Here is a 21,976-nt window from a genome sequence, read left to right on the forward strand (position 1 = left end):
CGTCCCACCCGGTACCTGACTCCACGGTCAGCACGCCCTCCGCGAATCTCCACGGAATCTGTACGAGCCGCTCACGCGGGGGTGCGTACGCCGGGGCGTTCTGGCCACGGCGTGCGCATCACGGTCGTTTACGCCGCGCCCTGTCCGTGCAGGCGGTCCCCGCCTGCCAGGATCGCCGAGGCGAGGGCGTCCGCCGCCTCCTTCGCCGGCCCCCGCGGATGGCCGTGGAGCAGGACGAAGTCCACGTCCCCGAGGTCCGGCAGCCCCGCCCGGGCCGGAAGCGGGACCAGGCCCGGCGGGATCAGCCCGCGGGTGTGGGCCATCACGCCCAGGCCCGCGCGGGCCGCGGCGATCAGGCCGCTCAGGCTCGTACTCGTACAGACGACCCGCCAGGGGCGGCCGTGCGCCTCCAGGACCTCCAGGGCGCGGGCGCGCGTGATGCCCGGCGGCGGGAAGACGATCAGCGGAACCGGGCGGCCGGGGTCCAGTCGGAACCGGGGCGCGCCGATCCACACCAGGGTGGAGTGCCAGACCAGGCGGCCGTGGGTGTCGCCGCCGCGCCGCTTGGCCAGGACCAGGTCGAGGCGGCCCGCCGCCAGCTTCTCGTGCAGCGTGCCGGAGAGCTCGACCGTCAGCTCCAAATCCACCTCGGGGTGGTCGCGGCGGAACGCCTCCAGGACCTCCGGCAGCCGTGTCAGCACGAAGTCCTCCGAGACGCCGAAGCGCAGGCGCCCGCGCAGCCGCGTGCCGGTGAAGAAGGCCGCGGCCCGCTCGTGCGCGGCCAGGATCGTCCGCGCGAAGCCGAGCATCGCCTCGCCGTCCTCGGTGAGCTCCACGCTGTGCGTGTCCCGGGTGAAGAGCCGGCGCCCGGTCGCCTCCTCCAGCCGGCGCACGTGCTGGCTGACCGTCGACTGCCGCAGGCCCAGGCGGCGGGCGGCCTGCGTGAAGCTGAGCGTCTGCGTGACGGCGAGGAAGGTACGCAGCTGGGCGGGGTCGTACACGCCGCCAGCCTAACGCCGCTCATCGTGGAACGTGATGGCAGTCAGCGCGGTGTGCGGGATTCCCGATCGCCGTCGCCGAGGGGACGATGGAGCGGGCACGCCCCGACCGGAGACACGGCCCGACCGGAGACCTGACCGGAGAGCACAGGAGCACATGACCCACCGCGCCATCGCCGTCCTCAGACCGCTGATCGACCCGTACGTCCTGGCGCTCCTCGGCACCGTGGTCCTGGCGGTCCTGCTGCCCGCCTCGGGCCGGTCCGCCGACGTCGTCGGCGGGGCGTCGACCGGGGCGGTGGCCCTGCTGTTCTTCCTCTACGGGGCGCGGCTGACGACCGGCGAGGCGCTGGACGGACTGCGGCACTGGCGGCTGCACGCGACCGTGCTGGCGGCGACGTTCGCGGTCTTCCCGCTGCTGGGGCTGGCCGCGCAGGGCCTGGTGCCCTCCGTGCTGACGCCCGAGCTGTACGGGGGCCTGCTCTTCCTGTGCCTGGTGCCGTCGACGATCCAGTCGTCGATCGCGTTCACCTCGATCGCCCGGGGCAACGTGCCCGCCGCGATCTGCGCCGGGTCCTTCTCGTCGCTCGCCGGGATCGTGCTCACGCCGCTGCTGGTGGGCCTGCTCCTGGGGGCCCGGGGCGGCGGTTTCTCGGTGGACTCGCTGCTGCGGATCGTCGCGCAGCTGCTGGTGCCGTTCCTGGCGGGGCAGGTGCTGCGGCGCTGGGTGGCCGGATTCCTGGCCCGCCACAAGAAGGTGCTGGGGTACGTCGACCGGGGCTCGATCCTGCTGGTCGTCTACACGGCGTTCAGCCAGGGCATGGTCCAGGGCGTCTGGCACCAGGTCACCCCGCCGCGCCTGGCGGCGCTGCTGGCCGTGGAGGCGGTGCTCCTCGCCGTGATGCTGACGCTCACCTGGTACGGGGCGAAGCGGCTCGGCTTCGGCAGGGCGGACCGGATCGCGATCCAGTTCGCGGGCTCGAAGAAGAGCCTGGCCGCCGGCCTCCCGATGGCGAGCGTCCTCTTCGGCGCGCACGCCTCGCTCGCGGTGCTGCCGCTGATGCTCTTCCACCAGATGCAGCTCATGGTCTGCGCCGCGATCGCGCGGCGGTACGCGGACGGCGACCCGGCACCGGAACCCGGCCCGGCGCCCCACCCGTCCGCCCCGGAGGCCGCCTGCCGCTGACCGCGTACGGTCACGGGATCAGGACCACCTTGCCCTGGTTGGCGCGAGCCTCGATCAGCGCGTGCGCCTCGGCGGCCGACTCCAGCGGCAGTGCGGCATGGACGGCCGCGCGCAGGCGGCCCTCCGCGTGCAGGCGCCACAGCTCGTCGCGCCACGCCGCGTACGCGTCGGGACGGGTGCGCACGAGGTGGGCCATCTGAAAGCCGATCACCGACTTGGCGCCGACGAGCAGGTCGTACGCCGCCACGGTGCCGCCGCCGGAGCTGTACGCGACGAGCCGGCCGCCCGGGGCGAGTGCGGCGACCGCGGGTGTGAGCAGGGCCCCGCCCACGGCGTCGAGCACGATGTCGACCGGCTCGCCCCAGGGGGAGTCCTCGTACGTCACCACCTCGTCGGCGCCGAGCCCGAACAGGAACTCCGCCTTGGCCGCCGAGCCCGCCGTCGCGACGACCCGGGAGGCGCCGTTCAGCCGGGCCAGCTGCACCGCCAGCTGTCCGACCCCGCTCGCCGCTCCCGTCACCAGCACCGACTCGCCCGCCACCGGCCGCGCCGCCTCCCACGTGCCTCGCGCCACCAGGCCGCCGCGTACCAGCGCGACCGCGTCGACCGCCGTCGCGCCGTCCGGCACGACGGAAGCCATCGAGGTATGCAGGACGGCGAGTTCGGCGTAGCCGTGGGTGAAGCAGATGCCCGTCACCCGGTCACCGGCCGTGAAGCCGGTCACGCCCTCGCCGACCGCCTCGACCGTGCCGGCCACCTCGCCGCCCAGCGGCAGGGGCTCGGCGGCCTCCCGCACCCGCTTGACGGCCGGGAGGCTGACCCCGATCGCCTCCACCCGCACCAGCAGCTCGCCGGGTCCGGCCACCGGGGCCGCGACGTCCTCCAGGAACAGCACTTCGGGGCCGCCGTTGACCTCGTACCGCACACGCCGCATGGCGCCCACCATCCTTCCGGCATCGTTGGAGCACCCAACGGTAAGGGGAAGGTCGTGGGGAAGCCCAACGGTTTCGGCGTAGGCTGAGGGCATGGCAGACACCCCGCCCGTCCCCTCCCGCATCGCCGCCCTGCCCAGCTGGCTCCTCGGCCGCGCCGCCGCCCGCGGCCGCACGCTCGTCGCCACGGCCCTCGCCGAACAGGGCATGAAGATGTGGCACCACGCCGTCCTGTCCGCCGTGGCCGAAGTCGGGCCGGTCGCCCAGGCGGAGCTCGGCCGCAGCCTGGCCATCGACCCCAAGGACATGGTCGGGATCCTCAACGACCTCCAGGCCGACGGCCTGGTCACCCGCGCCCCCGACCCCGCCGACCGCCGCAAGAACGCCATCACCGTCACCCGCGACGGCGTCCGCCGCCTGCGCCGCTGCGAGCTCGCCGCCGACCGCGCCAACGACGAACTCATGGCCGGTCTCGAACCCGCCGAACGCGACCGGTTCGTTGCCCTGCTGCGGCGGATCGCGCACCCCGCCCCCGAGTGATGATCACGAAGGCCGCTACCGTGAGGCCATGCCCGCACCCCACTCCGGCCGCACCTGGATACGCCCCGGCGCCTCCCGCCCCTGCTCCCTCGTCGTCTGCCGGGGCTGCTGCTGCGGTGACGCCCGAAAGAACCCCGGCACCGACCACGCCGGCCAGCTGCGGCGGCTGCGCGAGGCCGCGGCCGCGTCCGGCGGGCGCCTCGCCGTCCGTACCAGCGACTGCCTCGGTCCCTGCGGCCAGGCCAACGTCGTGGTCGTGCAGCCCTCCACGGAGGGCCGGCGGCGTGGAGCCCGCGCCGCGTGGGTGGGCTGGGCGCTGGACGACGACTGCCTGGACGACATCCTGGCGTGGGTCGAGGCGGGCGGCCCCGGCATCGCGCCGCCCCCGGACACGCTCGCGCTCCAGATGATCGACGCGCCCAAGAGGTAGACCGGGGCGGAACCGGGGCCTCAGCCCTGCGAGGCCGTCGCCGTCAGGGCGATGCGCTCCTCACCCGCGTACACGTTCATGTTGCTGCCGCGCAGGAACCCGACCAGCGTCAGGCCCGCCTCGGCGGCCAGGTCCACGGCGAGCGACGACGGCGCCGACACCGCCGCCAGCACCGGGATCCCCGCCATCACCGCCTTCTGCGCCAGCTCGAAGGACGCCCGCCCCGACACCAGCAGGATCGCCCGGTCCAGCGGCAGCCGGTCCTCCCGCAGGGCGCGGCCGACGAGCTTGTCCACGGCGTTGTGGCGCCCCACGTCCTCCCGTACGTCGAGCAGCTCACCGGTCTCGGAGAAGAGGGCGGCCGCGTGCAGGCCGCCCGTCCGGTCGAAGACCTGCTGCGCCGCCCGCAGCCGGTCGGGGAGCTCCGCCAGCAGCGCGGGCTCGATCCGCAGCGGGGGAGTGTCGGAGATCGGGAAGCGCGCCGTGGTGCGGACGGCGTCGAGGCTCGCCTTGCCGCACAGCCCGCACGACGACGTCGTGTAGACGTTCCGCTCCAGCGTGATGTCCGGAACCGGGACGCCCGGCGCGAGCCGCACGTCCACCACGTTGTACGTGTTCGACCCGTCGTCCCGGGCGCCGGCGCAGTACACGATGGTGCGGACGTCCGCGGCAGAGCCGAGCACGCCCTCGCTGACGAGGGAACCGGCCGCGAGGGCGAAGTCGTCGCCCGGCGTGCGCATGGTGATGGCGAGGGGCTTGCCGTCCAGCCGGATCTCCAGCGGCTCCTCGGCGACCAGGGTGTCCGGGCGCGCCGAGACGGCCCCGTCCCGGATGCGGATGACGCGGCGGCGCTCGGTGACCCGTCCCATTGCTGATCAGCCCCGGTTCTGTCCGTGGTTCTGGTGGCTCGACGATCTCATCGTCCGACTCATTGTCCTGCACCCGCGGTGCACCCGGTCCGGCCGCCCCGGCCGCCTCGATCGAACGATGTTGCGGAATCTCCAAGGTGTGGCCGTAATTCCTGTCGGAACGCCTGCCCGGTTACTCACCAGTCGCTGGCAAGACTGTGGGCACGCATCGCACAACCAAGGGGGGTCCCGGGCATGACGGGCACTCGTATCGCCGCGCTCGGGCACTACCAGCCCGCCAAGGTGCTGACGAACCACGACCTGACCGCGCTGGTCGACACCAGTGACGAGTGGATCACCAGCCGGGTCGGCATCCGCACCCGGCACGTCGCCGGCCCCGACGAGCCGGTCGACGAGATGGCCGCGCACGCCGGCGCCAAGGCACTCGCCTCCGCCGGGCTCACCCCCGCCGACGTCGACCTGGTCCTCGTCGCCACTTCCACGGCGATCGACCGCTCCCCGAACACCGCGGCCCGCGTCGCCGCCCGGCTCGGCATGGGCTCACCCGCCACCATGGACCTCAACGTCGTGTGCGCGGGCTTCACCCACGCCCTCGCCACCGCCGACCACGCCATACGGGCGGGCTCGGCGACCCGTGCGCTCGTCATCGGCGCCGACAAGATGACCGAGGTCACCGACTGGACCGACCGCACCACCTGCGTCCTGGTGGGCGACGGCGCGGGCGCCGCCGTCGTCGAGGCGGCCCCGGACGCCGGAATCGGCCCCGTCCTGTGGGGCTCGGTCCCCGACATGGGCCACGCCGTCCGCATCGAGGGCACCCCGCCGCGCTTCGCCCAGGAGGGCCAGACGGTCTACCGGTGGGCCACCACCCAGCTGCCGCCCATCGCCCGCCGGGTGTGCGAGCGGGCGGGCGTCGCGCCCGAGGAGCTCGCCGCGGTCGTGCTCCACCAGGCCAACCTGCGCATCATCGAGCCGGTCGCCCGGAAGATCGGTGCGGTCAACGCCGTGATCGCCCGCGATGTGACCGAGTCCGGCAACACCTCGGCCGCGTCCATCCCGATGGCCTTCTCCAAGCTCGTCGAGCGCGGCGACCTGCCCTCCGGGGCGCCCGCGCTGCTCTTCGGCTTCGGCGGCAACCTCTCGTACGCGGGCCAGGTCGTCCGGATCCCCTGACGCTCCCGGCTTTGTCCTCGCTGTGGAGAAAGTTGGCGCGGATTGCCGCGCAACTTCTTCCCCCTGCGGCAAAGCGCTGCTACGTTCCCCACCGAAAGCCGACGGAGGACAGCCACACGGCGGGGAGGGGCGCGTGAGACGGATGACGGCTCGACCCGCCAACGCGCACCAGGCGCGGCTGCTGCGGCTGTTGCGCGACGGCGGCCCCAACTCCCGCGCGCAGCTGGGCGACCAGGTGGACCTGTCCCGCTCGAAGCTCGCCGTCGAGGTGGACCGGCTCCTGGAGACCGGCCTCGTGGTGGCCGACGGCCTCGCCGCCTCGCGCGGCGGGCGGCGCTCCCACAACATCCGCCTCGCGCCCCAACTGCGCTTCCTCGGCGTCGACATCGGCGCCACCTCGGTCGACGTGGCCGTCACCAACGCCGAGTTGGAGGTCCTCGGCCACCTGAACCAGCCCATGGACGTACGCGAGGGCCCCGTCGCCGTCTTCGAGCAGGTGCTCGCCATGGCGGCCAAGCTCAGGGCGTCGGGCCTCGCCGAGGGCTTCGACGGCGCCGGGATCGGCGTACCCGGACCGGTCCGCTTCCCCGAGGGCGTACCGGTCGCGCCGCCGATCATGCCCGGCTGGGACGGCTTCCCGGTCCGCGAGGCGCTCAGCCAGGAGCTCGGCTGCCCCGTCATGGTCGACAACGACGTGAACCTGATGGCGATGGGGGAGCAGCACGCGGGCGTCGCGCGCTCCGTGGGCGACTTCCTCTGCGTCAAGATCGGTACGGGCATCGGCTGCGGCATCGTCGTCGGCGGCGAGGTCTACCGCGGTACGACCGGCAGCGCCGGCGACATCGGCCACATCCAGGTCGTCCCCGAAGGCCGCGCCTGCGCCTGCGGCAACCGGGGCTGCCTGGAGGCCCACTTCAGCGGCGCGGCGCTGGCCCGCGACGCCGAGGACGCGGCGCGCGCCGGCCAGTCCGAGGAACTCGCCCGCCGCCTGGAGGCGGCGGGGCGGCTCACCGCCGTGGACGTCGCCGCGGGCGCGGCGGCCGGTGACGCCACCTCACTCGCCCTCATCCGGGAGGGCGGCAACCGCGTGGGCCAGGTCATCGCCGGGCTCGTCTCCTTCTTCAACCCGGGCCTGGTGGTGATCGGCGGCGGGGTGACCGGCCTCGGCCACAACCTCCTCGCCAGCGTCCGCACCCAGGTCTACCGCACCTCCCTGCCCCTGGCCACCGGCAACCTGCCCATCGTGCTGGGCGAGCTGGGCGCGGCCGCCGGAGTCATCGGCGCCGCACGGCTCATCAGCGACCACCTGTTCTCCCCGGCCTGACCCCCCCGGCCGGGACCCACCTCACCCCGTACGCCCCACCTCGCACGTACAGCACCCACGTACAGCACGCACCTGGTACCTCGCCCTGCCCGCTCCGCTCACCGGCACCGCACCCGCCCGCCGAGGGGATTCGTCATGGCACCACCGGAACCACCGCTGCTCACCATGTCCCGCATCACCAAGTCGTTCCCCGGCGTCCGGGCCCTCGACGGCGTCGACCTGGAGGTCAGGGCCGGCGAGGTCCACTGCCTGCTCGGCCAGAACGGCGCCGGCAAGTCCACCCTCATCAAGGTGCTCGCCGGGGCCCACCAGCCCGACGGCGGCGAGATCACCTGGCGCGGCGCGCCCGTCACCCTCAAGTCGCCCATCGCCGCCATGCGCCTCGGCATCGCCACCATCTACCAGGAACTCGACCTGGTCGAGGGCCTGTCGGTCGCCGAGAACGTCTTCCTCGGCCACGAGCCGACCACCGCCGGTTTCGTCGTACGCGGCAAGAGCGCCCGCACCGACACCGCCGCCCTGCTGCGCCGCCTCGGCCACCCCGAGATCGACCCGGCCCGTCCGGTCGGCGAACTCTCCGCCGCCCAGCGGCAGATCGTCTCCATGGCCCGCGCGCTCTCGCACGACGTACGGCTCATCGTGATGGACGAGCCGTCGGCCGCCCTCGACCCCGACGAGACCGCCAACCTCTTCCGGATCGTCACCGACCTCACCGCCGACGGCGTCGCCGTCGTCTACATCTCCCACCGCCTGGAGGAGATCCGGCGCATCGGCGACCGGGTGACCGTCCTCAAGGACGGGCGGGCCGTCGCCGGGGGGCTGCCCGCCAAGTCCACGCCGACCAGGGACATCGTTGCCATGATGACCGGTCGGAATGTGGAGTACGTCTTCCCCGAGCGGCCGCCCGCCGGGCGCGCCCTCACCGGGGCGCCCGTCCTGAAGGTCGAAGGGCTGACCCGCACCGGCGAGTTCGCGCCGGTCGACCTCGAACTGCGCCCCGGCGAGATCGTCGGCCTCGCCGGGCTCGTCGGCTCCGGACGCTCCGAGATCCTGGAGACCGTCTACGGCGCCCGCCGCCCGACCGCCGGCCGGGTCCTCGTCGACGGCAGGCCCCTGCGCCCCGGCAGCGTGCGCGCCGCCGTCCGCGCCGGGATCGGCCTCGCGCCCGAGGAGCGCAAGGCCCAGGGCCTGCTCATGCTGGAGTCGGTCACCCGGAACGTGTCCGTCTCGTCCCTGCCCCGCTTCGCCCGCGCCGGCTGGCTCGACCGCACCGCCGAACGCGAGGCCGCCCGCCGCGCCACCCGCGAGCTGTCCCTGCGCCCCGACAACCCCGACGTCCGGATCCGCACCCTCTCCGGCGGCAACCAGCAGAAGGCCGTACTCGCCCGCTGGCTGCTGCGCGGCTGCCGCGTCCTGCTCCTCGACGAGCCGACGCGCGGCGTCGACGTCGGCGCCCGCGCCGAGCTGTACGCCGTCATCCGGCGCCTCGCCGACGACGGGCTCGCCGTCCTGCTCGTCTCCAGCGAGGTCCCCGAAGTGCTGGGCCTCGCCGACCGGGTGCTGGTGCTCCGGGAGGGCCATGTCGTGCACACGGCGCCCGCCCGGGAGCTCGACGAGCACCGCGTACTCGATCTCGTGATGACCTCGTGAGGGAAGGGAGCCCGACGCCATGACGCAGCACGCGCCGGTCACGACCGCCGAACCACCCGTCGAGAAGGGGGCGCCGCGCCCCCTGGGGCTGCGGGCCGACGTCCGCAACCTCTCCCTGCTCGGCGTCCTCGCCGTCCTCGTCGCGGTCGGCGGCATCACCAAGCCGGACCAGTTCCTCGCCGGCTCCAACCTCCAGCTGGTCCTGACCCAGGCGTCCGTCATCGGTGTCGTCACCGTCGGCATGACCTTCGTCATCACCAGCGGCGGCATCGACCTGTCGGTCGGCGCGATCGTCGCCCTCGCGTCCGTGTGGGCCACCACCGTCGCCACCCAGGAGTACGGATTCGCCGGCATCCTCTTCACGGCCGTGGTCGTGGGCCTGGGCTGCGGACTGGTGAACGGGCTGCTCATCGCGTACGGCGGGTTGGTGCCGTTCATCGCCACCCTCGCCATGCTCGCCTCGGCCCGCGGTCTGGCCCTCCAGATCACCGACGGCAGGACCCAGATCGTCACCGTCCAGTCGGTGCTCGACCTCGGCGTCCCGGACGCGTACCTCCTCGGCGTACCGCCGCTGGTGCTGGTCTTCGCCGCCGTCACCGTCGTCGGCTGGCTGGTGCTCAACCGGACCACCTTCGGGCGGCGCACGGTCGCCGTCGGCGGCAACGCCGAAGCGGCCCGGCTCGCCGGCATCGACGTACGCCGCCAGCGCCTCTACCTCTACCTGCTGTCCGGGCTGTGCTGCGGCATCGCGGCCTTCCTGCTGATCATCCTCTCCGGCTCCGGCCAGAACACCAACGGCAACCTGTACGAACTCGACGCCATCGCCGCCGCGATCATCGGCGGCACGCTGCTGAGCGGCGGGCGCGGCACGATCGCCGGCTCGGTGCTCGGCGTCCTCGTCTTCACCACGATCACCAACATCTTCGCCCTGAACAACCTCCAGAGCGACGTCCAGCAGATCGCCAAGGGCGCGATCATCGTCGCCGCCGTCCTGGTCCAGCGCCGCACCGCCCGCGGCACCGGCGAGGTCTGACGCCCCGCCACTCCCTCGCGACACCGCCCTGTACCGCCCTACCGGAAGGGTTCCACCGCCATGCCAGAAACCAGCCGCAGAGGACTGCTGTTCGGCACGGCCGCCGTCTCCGCCGGCGCCCTGCTGTCCGCCTGCACCAGCAACGAACCCAAGAACTCCACCCCCGCCACCAACAACGTCCCGGCCGCCGACGACAAGCCGGGCGAGCCCGTCACCATCGGCTTCGCCGGGCCGCAGGCCGACCACGGCTGGCTCAACGCCATCAACGTCAACGCCAAGGAGCGGGCGAAGAAGTACTCCGAGGTGACCCTGGAGATCACCGAGGGGTCGAACGACACCGCCACCCAGATCGGCCAGATCCAGACCCTGATCAACAAGAAGGTCGACGTGCTGGTGATCCTGCCGGCCGACGGCAAGGCCCTCACCCAGGTGGGCCTCCAGGCCATGAAGGCCGGCATCCCGGTGGTCAACCTCGACCGGATCTTCGCGTCCCCGCAGGCGTACCGCTGCTGGATCGGCGGCGACAACTACGGCATGGGCCTCAACGCCGGCCGGTACATCGGCGAACAGCTCAAGGACAAGCCGAACGCCAAGGTCGTCGAGCTGGCCGGGCTCGACAACCTGGAGCTGACCAAGCAGCGCACCCAGGGCTTCGACGACGCGCTGAAGAACTACCCCAACATCAGGAAGGTGGCGCGGCAGGCCGCCGACTTCACCGTCGAGTCCGGCCAGGCCAAGATGGCCCAGCTCCTCCAGGCACAGCAGCAGTTCGACGCCCTGTGGAACCACGACGACGACCAGGGCGTGGGCGCGCTGCGCGCCATCCAGCAGGCGGGCCGCGACGACTTCCTGATGGTCGGCGGCGCCGGGGCCAAGTCGGCGATGGACGCCATCAAGGCCGGGAACAGCGTGCTCAAGGCGACCGTCCTCTACCCGCCCACCATGGCCGCGTCCGCCATCGACCTGGCCCGCGCGCTCGGCCAGAAGAAGGGCATCGGCGGCATGTCGGAGCTGGAGATCCCCGCCTCGATCACCCTGTACTCGGCGGTGGTGACCAAGGAGAACGTCGACGAGTACCTGCCCACGGGCTTCAGCTGACCCCCGGTCCCGCCCGCCCCCACCGCGCACACGACGAGGAGGAACCCGTATGGCCCAGCAGGAGGCACAGCGACAAAGGACCATCGGCATCGGCATGGTCGGGTACGCGTTCATGGGCGCCGCCCACTCCCAGGGGTGGCGCACCGTGGGCCGGGTCTTCGACCTGCCGCTGCGGCCGGTGCTCGCCGCGGTCTGCGGGCGCGACGCCGCGGCCGTGCGGGCGGCCGCGGACCGACACGGCTGGGCCGCCGCCGAGACCGACTGGCGGGACCTCGTCGCACGCGACGACGTCCAGGTGGTGGACGTCTGCACCCCCGGCGACAGCCACGCCGAGATCGCCATCGCCGCCCTGGAGGCGGGCAAGCACGTGCTGTGCGAGAAACCCCTCGCCAACTCGGTCGCCGAGGCGGAGGCCATGGTCGCGGCCGCCGAGCGGGCGCGGGCCCGTGGCCAGGTGGCGATGGTCGGCTTCAACTACCGGCGCGTGCCCGCCATGGCGTACGCGCGCCGGCTCATCGCCGAGGGCCGCCTCGGCGCCCTGCGCCACGTGCGAGTGACGTACCTCCAGGACTGGCTGGTCGACCCGGACTTCCCGCTCACCTGGCGGCTGCGCCGCGAGCACGCCGGGTCGGGCGCGCTCGGCGACCTCGGCGCCCACGTCGTGGACCTCGCGCAGTACCTGGCGGGGGAGCCGCTGGTGGGGGTCTCGGCGCTCACGGAGACCTTCGTACGGGAGCGGCCCCTGCTCGCCGGGGCGTCGGCCGGGCTCGCGGCCGTGGGAGGGGCCGGCCGCGGCGCCGTGACCGTGGACGACGCGGCCGTGTTCACGGGGCGGCTCGCGTCGGGCGCCCTCGTGTCGTTCGAGGCGACCCGGATGGCGGCGGGCCGCAAGAACGCCCTGCGCCTGGAACTCAACGGGGAGCGCGGCTCGCTCGCCTTCGACCTGGAGCGGCTCAACGAACTGTCCTTCTACGACGGGTCCGACCCCGCCGAGTCGGCCGGCTTCCGCCGGATCCTCGTCACCGAACAGGAGCACCCCTACCTGGAGGCGTGGTGGCCGCCGGGCCACGCCCTCGGCTACGAACACACCTTCACGCACCAGGCGCGCGACCTGGTGCACGCCATCGCCTCGGGCACCGACCCGGTCCCGTCCTTCGCCGACGGGCTCCAGGTGCAGCGCGTGCTCGCGGCCGTGGAGGAGAGCGCGGAGAAGAACGCCGTCTACACCCCCGTACCGCTGTAGGAGGTCCGCTGTGCCCCGTCCCTTCACCCTCTTCACCGGCCAGTGGGCCGACCTGCCCCTGGAGGAGGTGTGCCGGCTCGCCCGTGACTTCGGCTACGACGGCCTGGAACTCGCCTGCTGGGGCGACCACTTCGAAGTCGACAAGGCGCTCGCCGACCCCTCCTACCTGGACGGGCGGCGCACCCTGCTCGACAAGTACGGCCTGCGGTGCTGGGCGATCTCCAACCACCTGGTGGGCCAGGCGGTCTGCGACCACCCCATCGACGAGCGCCACCAGGCCATCGTGCCGGGGCGGATCTGGGGCGACGGCGACCCCGAGGGCGTACGGCAGCGGGCGGCGCGCGAGCTCGCGGACACGGCGCGGGCGGCCGCGGCCTTCGGCGTCCGGACCGTCATCGGCTTCACCGGCTCGTCCATCTGGCACCTGGTCGCGATGTTCCCGCCGGTGCCGGAGCGGATGATCGAGCGCGGGTACGAGGACTTCGCCGAGCGCTGGAACCCGATTCTGGACGTCTTCGACGCGGAGGGCGTGCGCTTCGCCCACGAGGTCCACCCGAGCGAGATCGCGTACGACTACTGGACCACGCACCGCGCGCTGGAGGCCGTGGACCGGCGCCCGGCCTTCGGGCTCAACTTCGACCCCAGCCATTTCGTCTGGCAGGACATCGACCCCGTCGGCTTCCTGTACGACTTCCGGGACCGGATCTACCACGTGGACTGCAAGGAGGCGCGGCGCCGGCTGGACGGCCGCAACGGCCGCCTCGGCTCGCACCTGCCGTGGGGTGACCCGCGGCGCGGCTGGGACTTCGTGTCGGCCGGGCATGGGGACGTGCCGTGGGAGGACGTGTTCCGGATGCTGCGCTCCATCGGGTACGACGGGCCGGTGTCGGTGGAGTGGGAGGACGCCGGCATGGACCGGCTGGCCGGCGCGCCGGAAGCGCTTGCCACGCTGAAGCGCTACGACTTCGACCCGCCGGCCGCTTCCTTCGACGCCGCCTTCGGGGGTGGTGAGTAGGGCATAACAGCAGGCCAAGGCCCGATCGCCGGGAGGCCGTCGGGCCGGTTAGGCCTGCCCGCGCCGGGCTTTGTCCTGCCCCGGGGGAAAGTCCAACCGAAGTGCCGCGTAAGGGCTTTCGGCGCAGGACCAACCCCGCTACGGTCCCTGAGGTGTACAGGACACGACACCACACGACGTGACCAGCGTGACGGCGCACGCCGGTCCCCGGACGACCCCGGCCCCTCGATACGTACGACCCGTGAGCCCCGTACGACCGGCCCTTTCCGGAGGACATTCGTGCACAGAAAACGGCTCGGAGGGCGCAAGGCCCTCGCACTCCTCACCGGCGGCCTGCTCGCCCTGACGTCGTTCACCCTCGGCGCGTCGCCCCCCGGTGCGTCACCGTCTTCCGGCGCGGTCACCGGCACCGCGTCCGCCGAGGAGCAGTTCCAGCAGGTCACCCTCGCCAAGGGCGGCGAAGAGGTCGGCGAACCGATGTCGCTCGCCGTACTGCCGGACCGCAGTGTGCTGCACACCTCGCGCAGCGGCGAGCTGAGGCGCACCGACGCCGCCGGCAACACCACGGTCATCGGCACCGTACCGGTCTACTCCCACGACGAGGAGGGCCTCCAGGGCATCGCCCTCGACCCCGGCTTCGCGCGGAACCGCGCGATCTTCCTGTACTACGCGCCCCCGCTCGACACCCCGCCGGGGGACGCCCCCAACGACGGCACGGCAGCCGACTTCGCGACGTACGAGGGCGTCAACCGTCTCTCCCGCTTCACCCTCAAGGCGGATGGCACGCTCGACAACGCCAGCGAGAAGAAGGTCATCGACATCCCGGCCACCCGGGGTATCTGCTGCCACGTCGGCGGCGACATCGACTTCGACGCGCAGGGCAACCTGTACCTGTCGACCGGCGACGACTCCAACCCCTTCGCCTCCGACGGCTACACCCCGATCGACGACCGCCCCGGCCGCAACCCCGCGTACGACGCCCGCCGCACCTCCGGCAACACCAACGACCTGCGCGGCAAGATCCTGCGCATCAAGGTCGCCGACGACGGCTCGTACACCGTCCCGGCCGGCAACCTCTTCGCCCCCGGCACGGCGAAGACCCGGCCCGAGATCTACGCCATGGGCTTCCGCAACCCCTTCCGCTTCAGCGTCGACCAGAAGACGGGCGTGCTCTACGTCGGCGACTACGGCCCCGACGCGGGCGCCGCCGACCCCGCGCGCGGCCCCGCCGGCCAGGTCGAGTTCGCCCGCGTCACCAAGCCCGGCAACTTCGGCTGGCCCTTCTGCACCGGCGACAACGACCCGTACGTCGACTACGACTTCGCCACCAAGGTCTCGGGCGCCGCCTTCGACTGCGCCGCGCCCAGGAACGACTCGCCGCTCAACACCGGCCTCGTCGACCTGCCGCCGGCCGAGCCCGCGTGGATCCCGTACGACGGCGGCTCGCTCCCCGAGTTCGGCTCCGGCTCGGAGTCCCCGATGGGCGGACCGGTCTACCGCCACGACCCCGCGAACACGTCACCGGTGAAGTTCCCGGAAAGCTTCGACGGGGACTTCTTCGCCGGCGAGTTCGGGCGGCGCTGGATCAAGCGCATCGAGCACGGCGCCGACGGAGCGGTGCAGTCCATCAACCCGGTCCCGTGGACCGGCACCCAGGTGATGGACATGGCCTTCGGCCCGGACGGGGCCCTGTACGTCCTCGACTACGGCACCGCCTGGTTCGGCGGCGACGAGAACGCGGGTCTGTACCGCATCGAGAACGCCACCGGCGGCCGCTCGCCGGTCGCCGAGGCATCCGCCAACAAGACCTCCGGCAAGGCGCCGCTGCGGGTCGCCTTCTCGTCGGCGGGCACGGCGGACGCCGACGGCGACGCGCTCACCTACCGCTGGGACTTCGGCGACGGCACCGGTACGTCGACCGCCGCGAATCCGACGTACACGTACCGGAAGAACGGCACCTACACCGCGACCGTGACCGCCACCGACCCGACCGGACGGACCGGATCCGCCGGAGTCCGCGTGGTCGTCGGCAACACGGCCCCCAAGGTGACGCTCGACCTCCCGCAGGACGGAGCGCTGTTCGCCTTCGGGGACGAGATCCCCTTCAAGGTGACCGTCACCGACCCGGAGGACGGCACGATCGACTGCGCCAAGGTCAAGGTGACGTACATTCTCGGCCACGACAGCCACGGCCACCCGGTGACGTCGGCGCACGGCTGCTCGGGCACCATCAAGACGTCGGCGGACGGCGGGCACGACCCGAACGCCAACATCTTCGGCGTCCTCGACGCCGAGTACACCGACGGCGGAGGCGGCGGCCAGGCCGCTCTGACCAGCCACGACCAGGCGCAGCTGCAGCCGCGCCACCGGCAGGCCGAGCACTTCTCGGCGCAGTCGGGGATCCGGACGTACGACAAGGCCACCGCGCACGGCGGCCGGACGGTCGGTGACATCGACGACGGTGACTGGATCTCCTTCAAGCCCTATCTGCTCGCCGGTACCACCAAGCTCACCGCCCGGATCTCCTCCGGCGGCGCGGGCGGCTTCCTGGAGGTACGCGCCGGGTCGGCCACCGGCACGCTGCTCGGCTCCGCGCCGGTGCCGGTGACGGGCGGCTGGGAGACCTTCCAGGACGTCGACGTACCCCTGCGGTCCGTGCCGAAGCGGACCACCGAGCTGTTCCTGGTGTTCAAGGGCGGGACGGGAGCCCTGTACGACGTGGACGACTTCGAGCTGTCGAACACTCCGGTGGACCGGACCGCCAAGCGGGTCCTGGTCTTCTCCAAGACGGCGGGATTCCGCCACGACTCCATCCCGGCCGGGGTCGCCGCCCTGAAGGAGCTGGGCGCGACCAGCAACCTCACGGTCGACGCGACTGAGGAGGCGCGGCAGTTCACCACCAGCAACCTCGCGCGGTACGACGCGGTCGTCTTCCTCTCGACGACGGGCGACGTGCTGAACGCCGAGCAGCAGAAGGCGTTCGAGCACTACATCGCCTCGGGCGGCGGGTACGTCGGCGTCCACGCGGCCGCCGACACCGAGTACGACTGGGAGTTCTACGGCGGGCTCGTCGGCGCGTACTTCGCCTCGCACCCGCGGATCCAGCCCGCCACGGTGCGGGTGGAGGACCACGACCACCCGGCCACCGCCCACCTTCCGGCGGCCGGCTGGGAGCGGAACGACGAGTGGTACAACTACCGCACCAACCCGCGCGGCCAGGCCCGCGTCCTCGCCACCCTCGACGAAACCACCTATCAGGGCGGCACCATGAAGGGCGACCACCCGATCGCCTGGTGCCAGAGCTACGAAGGCGGCCGCGCCTTCTACACCGGAGGCGGCCACACCGCCGAGTCCTACGCCGAGCCCGCCTTCCGGCAGCACCTGCTGGGCGGCCTGCGCTACGCCACCGGCCAGGTCCGCGCGGACTGCGCGCCCCGGACCGGCTACCGGGACCTCTTCAACGGGCACACCCTGGAGGGCTGGAAGCAGGCCGGACCGGGCAGCTTCACGGTCGTGGACGGAGAGCTGCGCACCGAGGGCGGCATGGGGCTGCTGTGGTACCAGGCGAGGTCGCTCGCGTCGTACTCGCTGAAGCTGGACTGGAAGGCGGAGGGCGACGACAACTCGGGTGTCTTCGTCGGCTTCCCGGCCTCCGACGACCCCTGGTCGGCCGTGACCAAGGGCTACGAGATCCAGATCGACGCGACGGACGCCGCGGACCGTACGACCGGGGCCGTCTACGGCTTCAAGTCGGCGAACATCAAGGCCCGCGACCAGGTCCTCCGTCCCCCCGGCCAGTGGAACAGCTATGAGATCCGCGTCCGGGGCGAGCGTCTCCAGGTCTTCCTCAACGGCGTGAAGATCAACGACTTCACCAACACGGACCCGGAGCGGAGTCTGAAGGACGGTCACATCGGCCTGCAGAACCACGGAGCCGAGGACCAGGTGTCCTTCCGCAACATCCAGCTCAAGGAGCTGACCTGAAGCCGGCGGCGGGCGGGGAGGCGCCGTACCCCCCGCCCGCCGCCTTCCACACACCCCATGGAGGAGGCCGGCCATGTCCGCTGAACAACGAGTCGGGGTCTGGCTCGTCGGAGCGCGAGGTTCCGTCGCCACGACCGCGGTGGCCGGATGCGCGGCGGTCGCCGCGGGACTGCACCCACCGACGGGCATGGTCACCGAAACGCCACCCTTCCTGGACTGTGGGCTGCCCGCCCTCACCTCGCTCGTCTTCGGCGGCCACGACACGGCGGCGTGCCCGCTGCCGAAACGGGCGGAGGAGCTGACGGCGGCCGGCGTCCTGCCGCACGGCCTGGCGGCCGCCGTGCGGACGGAACTCTCCGCCGCCGACGCGGAGATCCGCCCCGGCGGCCCGGCGGCCGGCGACACGCGCACCGACGAGGAGCTCATCGCCACGTTCGCGGCCGACCTCGTGGACTTCACCGCCCGTCGGGGCCTGGCCCGCACGGTCGTCGTCAACGTCGCCTCCACCGAGCCGGTACCCGGCCCCGACGACGTACGGCTGCCGCCCAGCTCCCTGTACGCGGCCGCCGCCCTGCGGGCCGGTTGCGCCTACGTGAACTTCACCCCCTCCACCGGGCTGCGCGCCCCGGCGCTCGCCGACGCCGCGGCCGCGAGCGGCCTGCCGCACGCGGGCCGGGACGGCAAGACGGGCCAGACGCTGCTCCGCTCCGTCCTTGCCCCGATGTTCGTGCAGCGTGCCCTGTCCGTACGGGCCTGGTCCGGCACCAACCTGCTGGGCGGCGGCGACGGCGCGGCGCTGGCCGACCCGGCGGCCGCCGCCGCGAAGAACGCCGGCAAGGAAAGGGTCCTCGCCGAGACCCTGGGCCGCGCCCCGGAGGGCGAGGTCCACATCGACGACGTCCCGGCGCTGGGGGAGTGGAAGACCGCCTGGGACCACATCGCCTTCGACGGCTTCCTCGGCTCCCGGATGATCCTCCAGACCATCTGGCAGGGCTGCGACTCCGCCCTCGCCGCCCCGCTGATCCTGGACCTGGCCCGCCTGCTGGCCCGCGCCCACGAGGCCGGCCTGTCGGGGCCCCTGCCCGAACTGGGCTTCTACTTCAAGGACCCCGGCGCGGGCCCCGCGGCCCTCGCGGACCAGTACGCGGCGCTCCTCGCCTTCGCGACCCGCCTGCGGAACGCCCGGTGAGGGCCGAGGGGCCGGTGGCACGCGTGCGGGCGGCGCTCCTGGGCGGTGGCGGCTCGGGCGCGCGGGCGTGGGCGGAACTCCTGCGCGTCTCCGCGCTGTTCAGCGTGCCCGGCGACGCGCTCGCGGGCGCCGCGGCGGCGGGCCTGCGCCCGAACCGGCGCACCGTGCTCGCCGCCGGCGCCTCGCTGTGCCTGTACGAGGCGGGCATGGCCCTCAACGACTGGGCCGACCGCGACGAGGACGCCCGCGACCGCCCGCACCGCCCCCTCCCGTCGGGGCGCGTCACCCCGCGCGCCGCCCTGGCCGCCTCGGCGGCGCTGACCGCCACGGGCCTGGCCCTCGCCGCCCGCGCGGGCCGCGCCCCCCTCGCGGTGGCATCGGCCCTGGCGGCGGCGGTCTGGTCCTACGACCTCCACCTCAAGCACACCCCCGGGGCCCCTGCCACCATGGCGACGGCCCGCGCCCTGGACCTCCTCCTCGGCGCGACGGCGACGGCATGCCCCGCCGGTTGGGCGGCGGGTCGGGCGGCGCGGGCCGCGCTGCCGTCCGCCGCCGCGCTGGGGGCGCACACCTACGCGGTGACGGCGGTCTCCCGCCACGAGACGCACGGCGGCTCGACGGCGACCCCGCTCGCCGCCCTCGCGGCGACCACGGCCCTGGCGGCCCTCGCGGCCCGCAGCCCCCGCCCGGGGCCCACCGCCCCAGGCGCGGCGGGGCGCGGCGCCGCACTCGTCACCGCTCTCACCGCCGCCACCTACCTCCGCACCGCTGCCGCCCCCTTCCTCCACGCCGCGCTCAACCCCTCACCACCCCTCACCCAACGCGCCGTCGGCGGCGGCATCCGCGCCATGATCCCGCTCCAGGCCGCGCTCACCGCCCGCGGCGGCGCCCCCGGCGCCGGGCTCGCCGTCCTGGGGCTCGCCCCGCTCGCCCGGGCGCTCGCACGGAAGGTGAGCCCCACATGACCGCCGCCCCCACCCCCACGGGCCTCCGCTTCGGCTACGGCACCAACGGCCTCACCGACCTCCGTCTCGACGACGCCCTCGCCCTGCTCGCCGACCTCGGGTACGACGGCGTCGGACTGACGCTCGACCACATGCACCTCGACCCCCTCGCCCCCGACCTCGCCGCCCGCACCGACCGCGTCGCCCGCCGCCTGGACGCACTCGGCCTGGGCGTCACCGTCGAGACCGGCGCCCGCTACGTCCTGGACCCGCGCCGCAAGCACGGCCCGTCCCTGCTGGACCCCGACCCGGACGGGCGCGCCGCCCGCACCCGGCTGCTGCTGCGTGCCGTGCGGGTCGCCGCGGACCTAGGCGCCCACGCCGTGCACTGCTTCAGCGGCACCACCCCCGACGGCACGTCCACCACCACCGCGTGGAAGCGGCTCGAAGAGTCGCTGACCCCCGTCCTGGACGCCGCGGCCGCTGTCGGCGTCCCCCTCGCCGTCGAACCCGAGCCCGGTCACCTCCTCGCCACCCTCGACGACTTCCACCACCTGCGCCGCACCCTCGGCGACCCCGCTCCCCACCTCCTCGGTCTCACCCTCGACATCGGCCACTGCCAGTGCCTGGAGCCGGCGCCACCCGCCGACTGCGTCCGCGCCGCCGCGCCCTGGCTGCGCCACGTCCAGATCGAGGACATGCGCCGCGGCGTCCACGAGCACCTGCCGTTCGGCGAGGGCGAGATCGACTTCCCGCCCGTCCTGGCAGCCCTCACCGCCACCGGCTACCAGGGCCTGACCGTCGTCGAACTGCCCCGCCACTCCCACGCGGGACCCGAACTCGCCCGCGCGTCCATCGAGTTCCTCACGAAGGGAGCGCCGGCACCGTGACGCCGATCCGCAAGGAACTGGACGACCTGCTCGGCGGCGCCGCCCGCGCCTGGCTGGACGAGGCCCTCGCCGAAGCCGCCCACGCTGCTGCCGCCCCCGCGCCGCGCCCCGGCCCCGCCGGCGGCCCGCCCTCCTGGGAACTGCGGTTCGCCTCCGCCGGCCGCCACTGCGGACAGGAACACGCCGACTCCGTACGCACCCTCCTCCTCCACGAGGCCCGCGCCGACACGGACACCCTCACCCGCCTCTACCACCACGGCACCGCCGCCGAGCGACGTGCCGTCCTGCTCGCGCTCCCCTCGCTCGTCTCCGGACCGGAGGCACTGCCCCTGGTCGAGGACGCCCTGCGCACCCACGACACCCGGCTGGTCGCCGCCGCCGTCGGCCCGTACGCCGCCGCCCACCTCCCCCCGCACCCGTGGCGCCACGCCGTCCTCAAGTGCCTCTTCACCGGCGTCCCGCTCGACGCCGTCGCCGCCCTGCCCGAGCGCGCCCGCGGCGACGCCGAACTGGCCCGGATGCTCGCCGACTACGCCGCCGAACGCACCGCCGCGGGCCGCCCCGTCCCCGCCGACCTCCACCGCGCCCTCGCCCTGACCGTCCCCCCGGAGGAGTCCTGATGCGCATCTTCGACCCGCACATCCACATGACCTCCCGCACCACGGACGACTATCAGGCGATGTACGACGCCGGGGTCCGCGCCCTCGTCGAACCCTCCTTCTGGCTCGGCCAGCCCCGCACCTCGCCCGCCAGCTTCTTCGACTACTTCGACGCGCTGCTCGGCTGGGAGCCCTTCCGCGCCGCCCAGTACGGCATCGCGCACCACTGCACCCTCGCCCTCAACCCCAAGGAGGCCAACGACCCCCGCTGCACCCCCGTCCTCGACGAGCTGCCCCGCTACCTCGTCAAGGACTCCGTCGTCGCCGTCGGCGAGATCGGCTACGACTCCATGACCCCCGCCGAGGACACCGCCCTCGCCGCCCAGCTCCAGCTCGCCGCCGACCACGGCCTGCCCGCCCTGGTCCACACCCCGCACCGCGACAAGCTCGCCGGACTGCGCCGCACCCTCGACGTCGTCCGTGAATCCCACCTCCCCCCGCAGCGGGTCCTGCTCGACCACCTCAACGAGACCACCGTTAAGGAGGCCACTGACAGCGGCGCCTGGCTCGGCTTCTCCATCTACCCCGACACCAAGATGGACGAGGAGCGCATGGTCGCGATCCTCAAGGCGTACGGGACAGAGCGGGTCCTGGTGAACTCGGCCGCCGACTGGGGCAGGAGCGATCCGCTGAAGACCCGCCAGGTCGGCGACGCCATGCTCGCCGCCGGATTCACCCCCGACGACGTCGACCAGGTCCTGTGGCGCAATCCCGTCGCCTTCTACGGCCTCAGCGGACGCCTCCAACTCGACCTCCCCGATCCGGGCCCCCTCCACGAGGGCAACTCCATCCTCCGCGGCGGGGAATGAGAGGAGCCGG

At 73.4% G+C, this 21,976-nt stretch carries 19 protein-coding genes; 16 read left to right on the top strand and 3 right to left on the bottom strand.

Annotated elements, in window-relative coordinates:
- Nucleotides 1–128: 128 nt before the first annotated feature.
- Nucleotides 129–1,001 carry a LysR substrate-binding domain-containing protein gene (locus ACIRNI_RS15600; protein WP_403551882.1) on the bottom strand — a complete coding sequence of 291 codons (873 nt, stop codon included), beginning with the start codon at nucleotides 999–1,001 and terminating at the stop codon, nucleotides 129–131.
- Nucleotides 1,002–1,155: 154 nt separating this feature from the next.
- Here ACIRNI_RS15600 and ACIRNI_RS15605 point away from each other — a divergent pair, with 154 nt between their 5' ends.
- A complete protein-coding gene (locus ACIRNI_RS15605) occupies nucleotides 1,156–2,184 on the top strand; it encodes a bile acid:sodium symporter family protein (protein WP_403551884.1) in 1,029 nt (342 codons plus the stop codon).
- Between the two features lie 10 nt (nucleotides 2,185–2,194).
- Here ACIRNI_RS15605 and ACIRNI_RS15610 read toward each other — a convergent pair whose 3' ends face one another.
- Nucleotides 2,195–3,118 carry a zinc-binding alcohol dehydrogenase family protein gene (locus tag ACIRNI_RS15610; protein WP_403551886.1) on the bottom strand — a complete coding sequence of 308 codons (924 nt, stop codon included), beginning with the start codon at nucleotides 3,116–3,118 and terminating at the stop codon, nucleotides 2,195–2,197.
- A gap of 91 nt (nucleotides 3,119–3,209) precedes the next feature.
- On the opposite strand from ACIRNI_RS15610, the gene ACIRNI_RS15615 reads away from it, so the two are divergent.
- Nucleotides 3,210–3,656: a MarR family winged helix-turn-helix transcriptional regulator gene (locus ACIRNI_RS15615; RefSeq protein WP_403551889.1), complete on the top strand. Its 447-nt coding sequence runs from the start codon at nucleotides 3,210–3,212 to the stop codon at nucleotides 3,654–3,656.
- A gap of 28 nt (nucleotides 3,657–3,684) precedes the next feature.
- A complete protein-coding gene (locus tag ACIRNI_RS15620) occupies nucleotides 3,685–4,086 on the top strand; it encodes a (2Fe-2S) ferredoxin domain-containing protein (protein ID WP_403551891.1) in 402 nt (133 codons plus the stop codon).
- Nucleotides 4,087–4,106: 20 nt separating this feature from the next.
- Here the strand turns inward: ACIRNI_RS15620 and fdhD are convergent, their stop codons facing one another.
- Nucleotides 4,107–4,955, bottom strand: a complete 849-nt coding sequence (gene fdhD / locus ACIRNI_RS15625) for a formate dehydrogenase accessory sulfurtransferase FdhD (RefSeq protein WP_403551893.1) — start codon at nucleotides 4,953–4,955, stop codon at nucleotides 4,107–4,109.
- Nucleotides 4,956–5,189: 234 nt separating this feature from the next.
- Here fdhD and ACIRNI_RS15630 point away from each other — a divergent pair, with 234 nt between their 5' ends.
- The 13 genes from ACIRNI_RS15630 (at nucleotide 5,190) to ACIRNI_RS15690 (ending at nucleotide 21,966) form a co-directional block, all read left to right on the top strand.
- Complete coding sequence (locus tag ACIRNI_RS15630; protein ID WP_403551896.1) at nucleotides 5,190–6,128, top strand: beta-ketoacyl-ACP synthase III; 939 nt, start codon at nucleotides 5,190–5,192, stop codon at nucleotides 6,126–6,128.
- 142 nt (nucleotides 6,129–6,270) lie between these two features.
- Nucleotides 6,271–7,452 carry an ROK family transcriptional regulator gene (locus tag ACIRNI_RS15635; RefSeq protein WP_355357340.1) on the top strand — a complete coding sequence of 394 codons (1,182 nt, stop codon included), beginning with the start codon at nucleotides 6,271–6,273 and terminating at the stop codon, nucleotides 7,450–7,452.
- A gap of 135 nt (nucleotides 7,453–7,587) precedes the next feature.
- Nucleotides 7,588–9,102 carry a sugar ABC transporter ATP-binding protein gene (locus ACIRNI_RS15640; protein WP_403551899.1) on the top strand — a complete coding sequence of 505 codons (1,515 nt, stop codon included), beginning with the start codon at nucleotides 7,588–7,590 and terminating at the stop codon, nucleotides 9,100–9,102.
- Between the two features lie 19 nt (nucleotides 9,103–9,121).
- The gene (locus ACIRNI_RS15645; RefSeq protein WP_403551901.1) at nucleotides 9,122–10,135 is read left to right on the top strand and encodes an ABC transporter permease; all 1,014 of its coding nucleotides are present in this window, start codon (nucleotides 9,122–9,124) and stop codon (nucleotides 10,133–10,135) included.
- A 60-nt stretch (nucleotides 10,136–10,195) separates the two neighbouring features.
- Nucleotides 10,196–11,233 carry a substrate-binding domain-containing protein gene (locus ACIRNI_RS15650; RefSeq protein WP_403551903.1) on the top strand — a complete coding sequence of 346 codons (1,038 nt, stop codon included), beginning with the start codon at nucleotides 10,196–10,198 and terminating at the stop codon, nucleotides 11,231–11,233.
- 49 nt (nucleotides 11,234–11,282) lie between these two features.
- Nucleotides 11,283–12,476, top strand: a complete 1,194-nt coding sequence (locus tag ACIRNI_RS15655; RefSeq protein ID WP_403551905.1) for a Gfo/Idh/MocA family protein — start codon at nucleotides 11,283–11,285, stop codon at nucleotides 12,474–12,476.
- 10 nt (nucleotides 12,477–12,486) lie between these two features.
- A complete protein-coding gene (locus ACIRNI_RS15660) occupies nucleotides 12,487–13,491 on the top strand; it encodes a sugar phosphate isomerase/epimerase family protein (RefSeq protein ID WP_403551907.1) in 1,005 nt (334 codons plus the stop codon).
- A 279-nt stretch (nucleotides 13,492–13,770) separates the two neighbouring features.
- Nucleotides 13,771–17,475, top strand: a complete 3,705-nt coding sequence (locus ACIRNI_RS15665) for a ThuA domain-containing protein (RefSeq protein ID WP_403551909.1) — start codon at nucleotides 13,771–13,773, stop codon at nucleotides 17,473–17,475.
- Nucleotides 17,476–17,548: 73 nt separating this feature from the next.
- On the top strand, nucleotides 17,549–18,664 hold the full coding sequence (locus ACIRNI_RS15670) for an inositol-3-phosphate synthase (protein WP_403551911.1): 1,116 nt from the start codon (nucleotides 17,549–17,551) through the stop codon (nucleotides 18,662–18,664).
- A 38-nt stretch (nucleotides 18,665–18,702) separates the two neighbouring features.
- Nucleotides 18,703–19,629 carry an SCO3242 family prenyltransferase gene (locus tag ACIRNI_RS15675; protein ID WP_403552200.1) on the top strand — a complete coding sequence of 309 codons (927 nt, stop codon included), beginning with the start codon at nucleotides 18,703–18,705 and terminating at the stop codon, nucleotides 19,627–19,629.
- Nucleotides 19,626–20,498: a sugar phosphate isomerase/epimerase family protein gene (locus tag ACIRNI_RS15680; RefSeq protein ID WP_403551913.1), complete on the top strand. Its 873-nt coding sequence runs from the start codon at nucleotides 19,626–19,628 to the stop codon at nucleotides 20,496–20,498. Before ACIRNI_RS15675 ends, ACIRNI_RS15680 begins: the two co-directional genes overlap by 4 nt.
- A complete protein-coding gene (locus tag ACIRNI_RS15685; protein WP_403551916.1) occupies nucleotides 20,495–21,118 on the top strand; it encodes an EboA domain-containing protein in 624 nt (207 codons plus the stop codon). Before ACIRNI_RS15680 ends, ACIRNI_RS15685 begins: the two co-directional genes overlap by 4 nt.
- The gene (locus tag ACIRNI_RS15690; RefSeq protein WP_403551918.1) at nucleotides 21,118–21,966 is read left to right on the top strand and encodes a TatD family hydrolase; all 849 of its coding nucleotides are present in this window, start codon (nucleotides 21,118–21,120) and stop codon (nucleotides 21,964–21,966) included. The genes ACIRNI_RS15685 and ACIRNI_RS15690 overlap by 1 nt, the downstream gene beginning before the upstream one ends.
- Nucleotides 21,967–21,976: the final 10 nt, after the last annotated feature.

Origin of the sequence: Streptomyces sp. NPDC093546 (assembly GCF_044765045.1) — a bacterium.
Classification (GTDB): Bacteria; Actinomycetota; Actinomycetes; order Streptomycetales; family Streptomycetaceae; genus Streptomyces.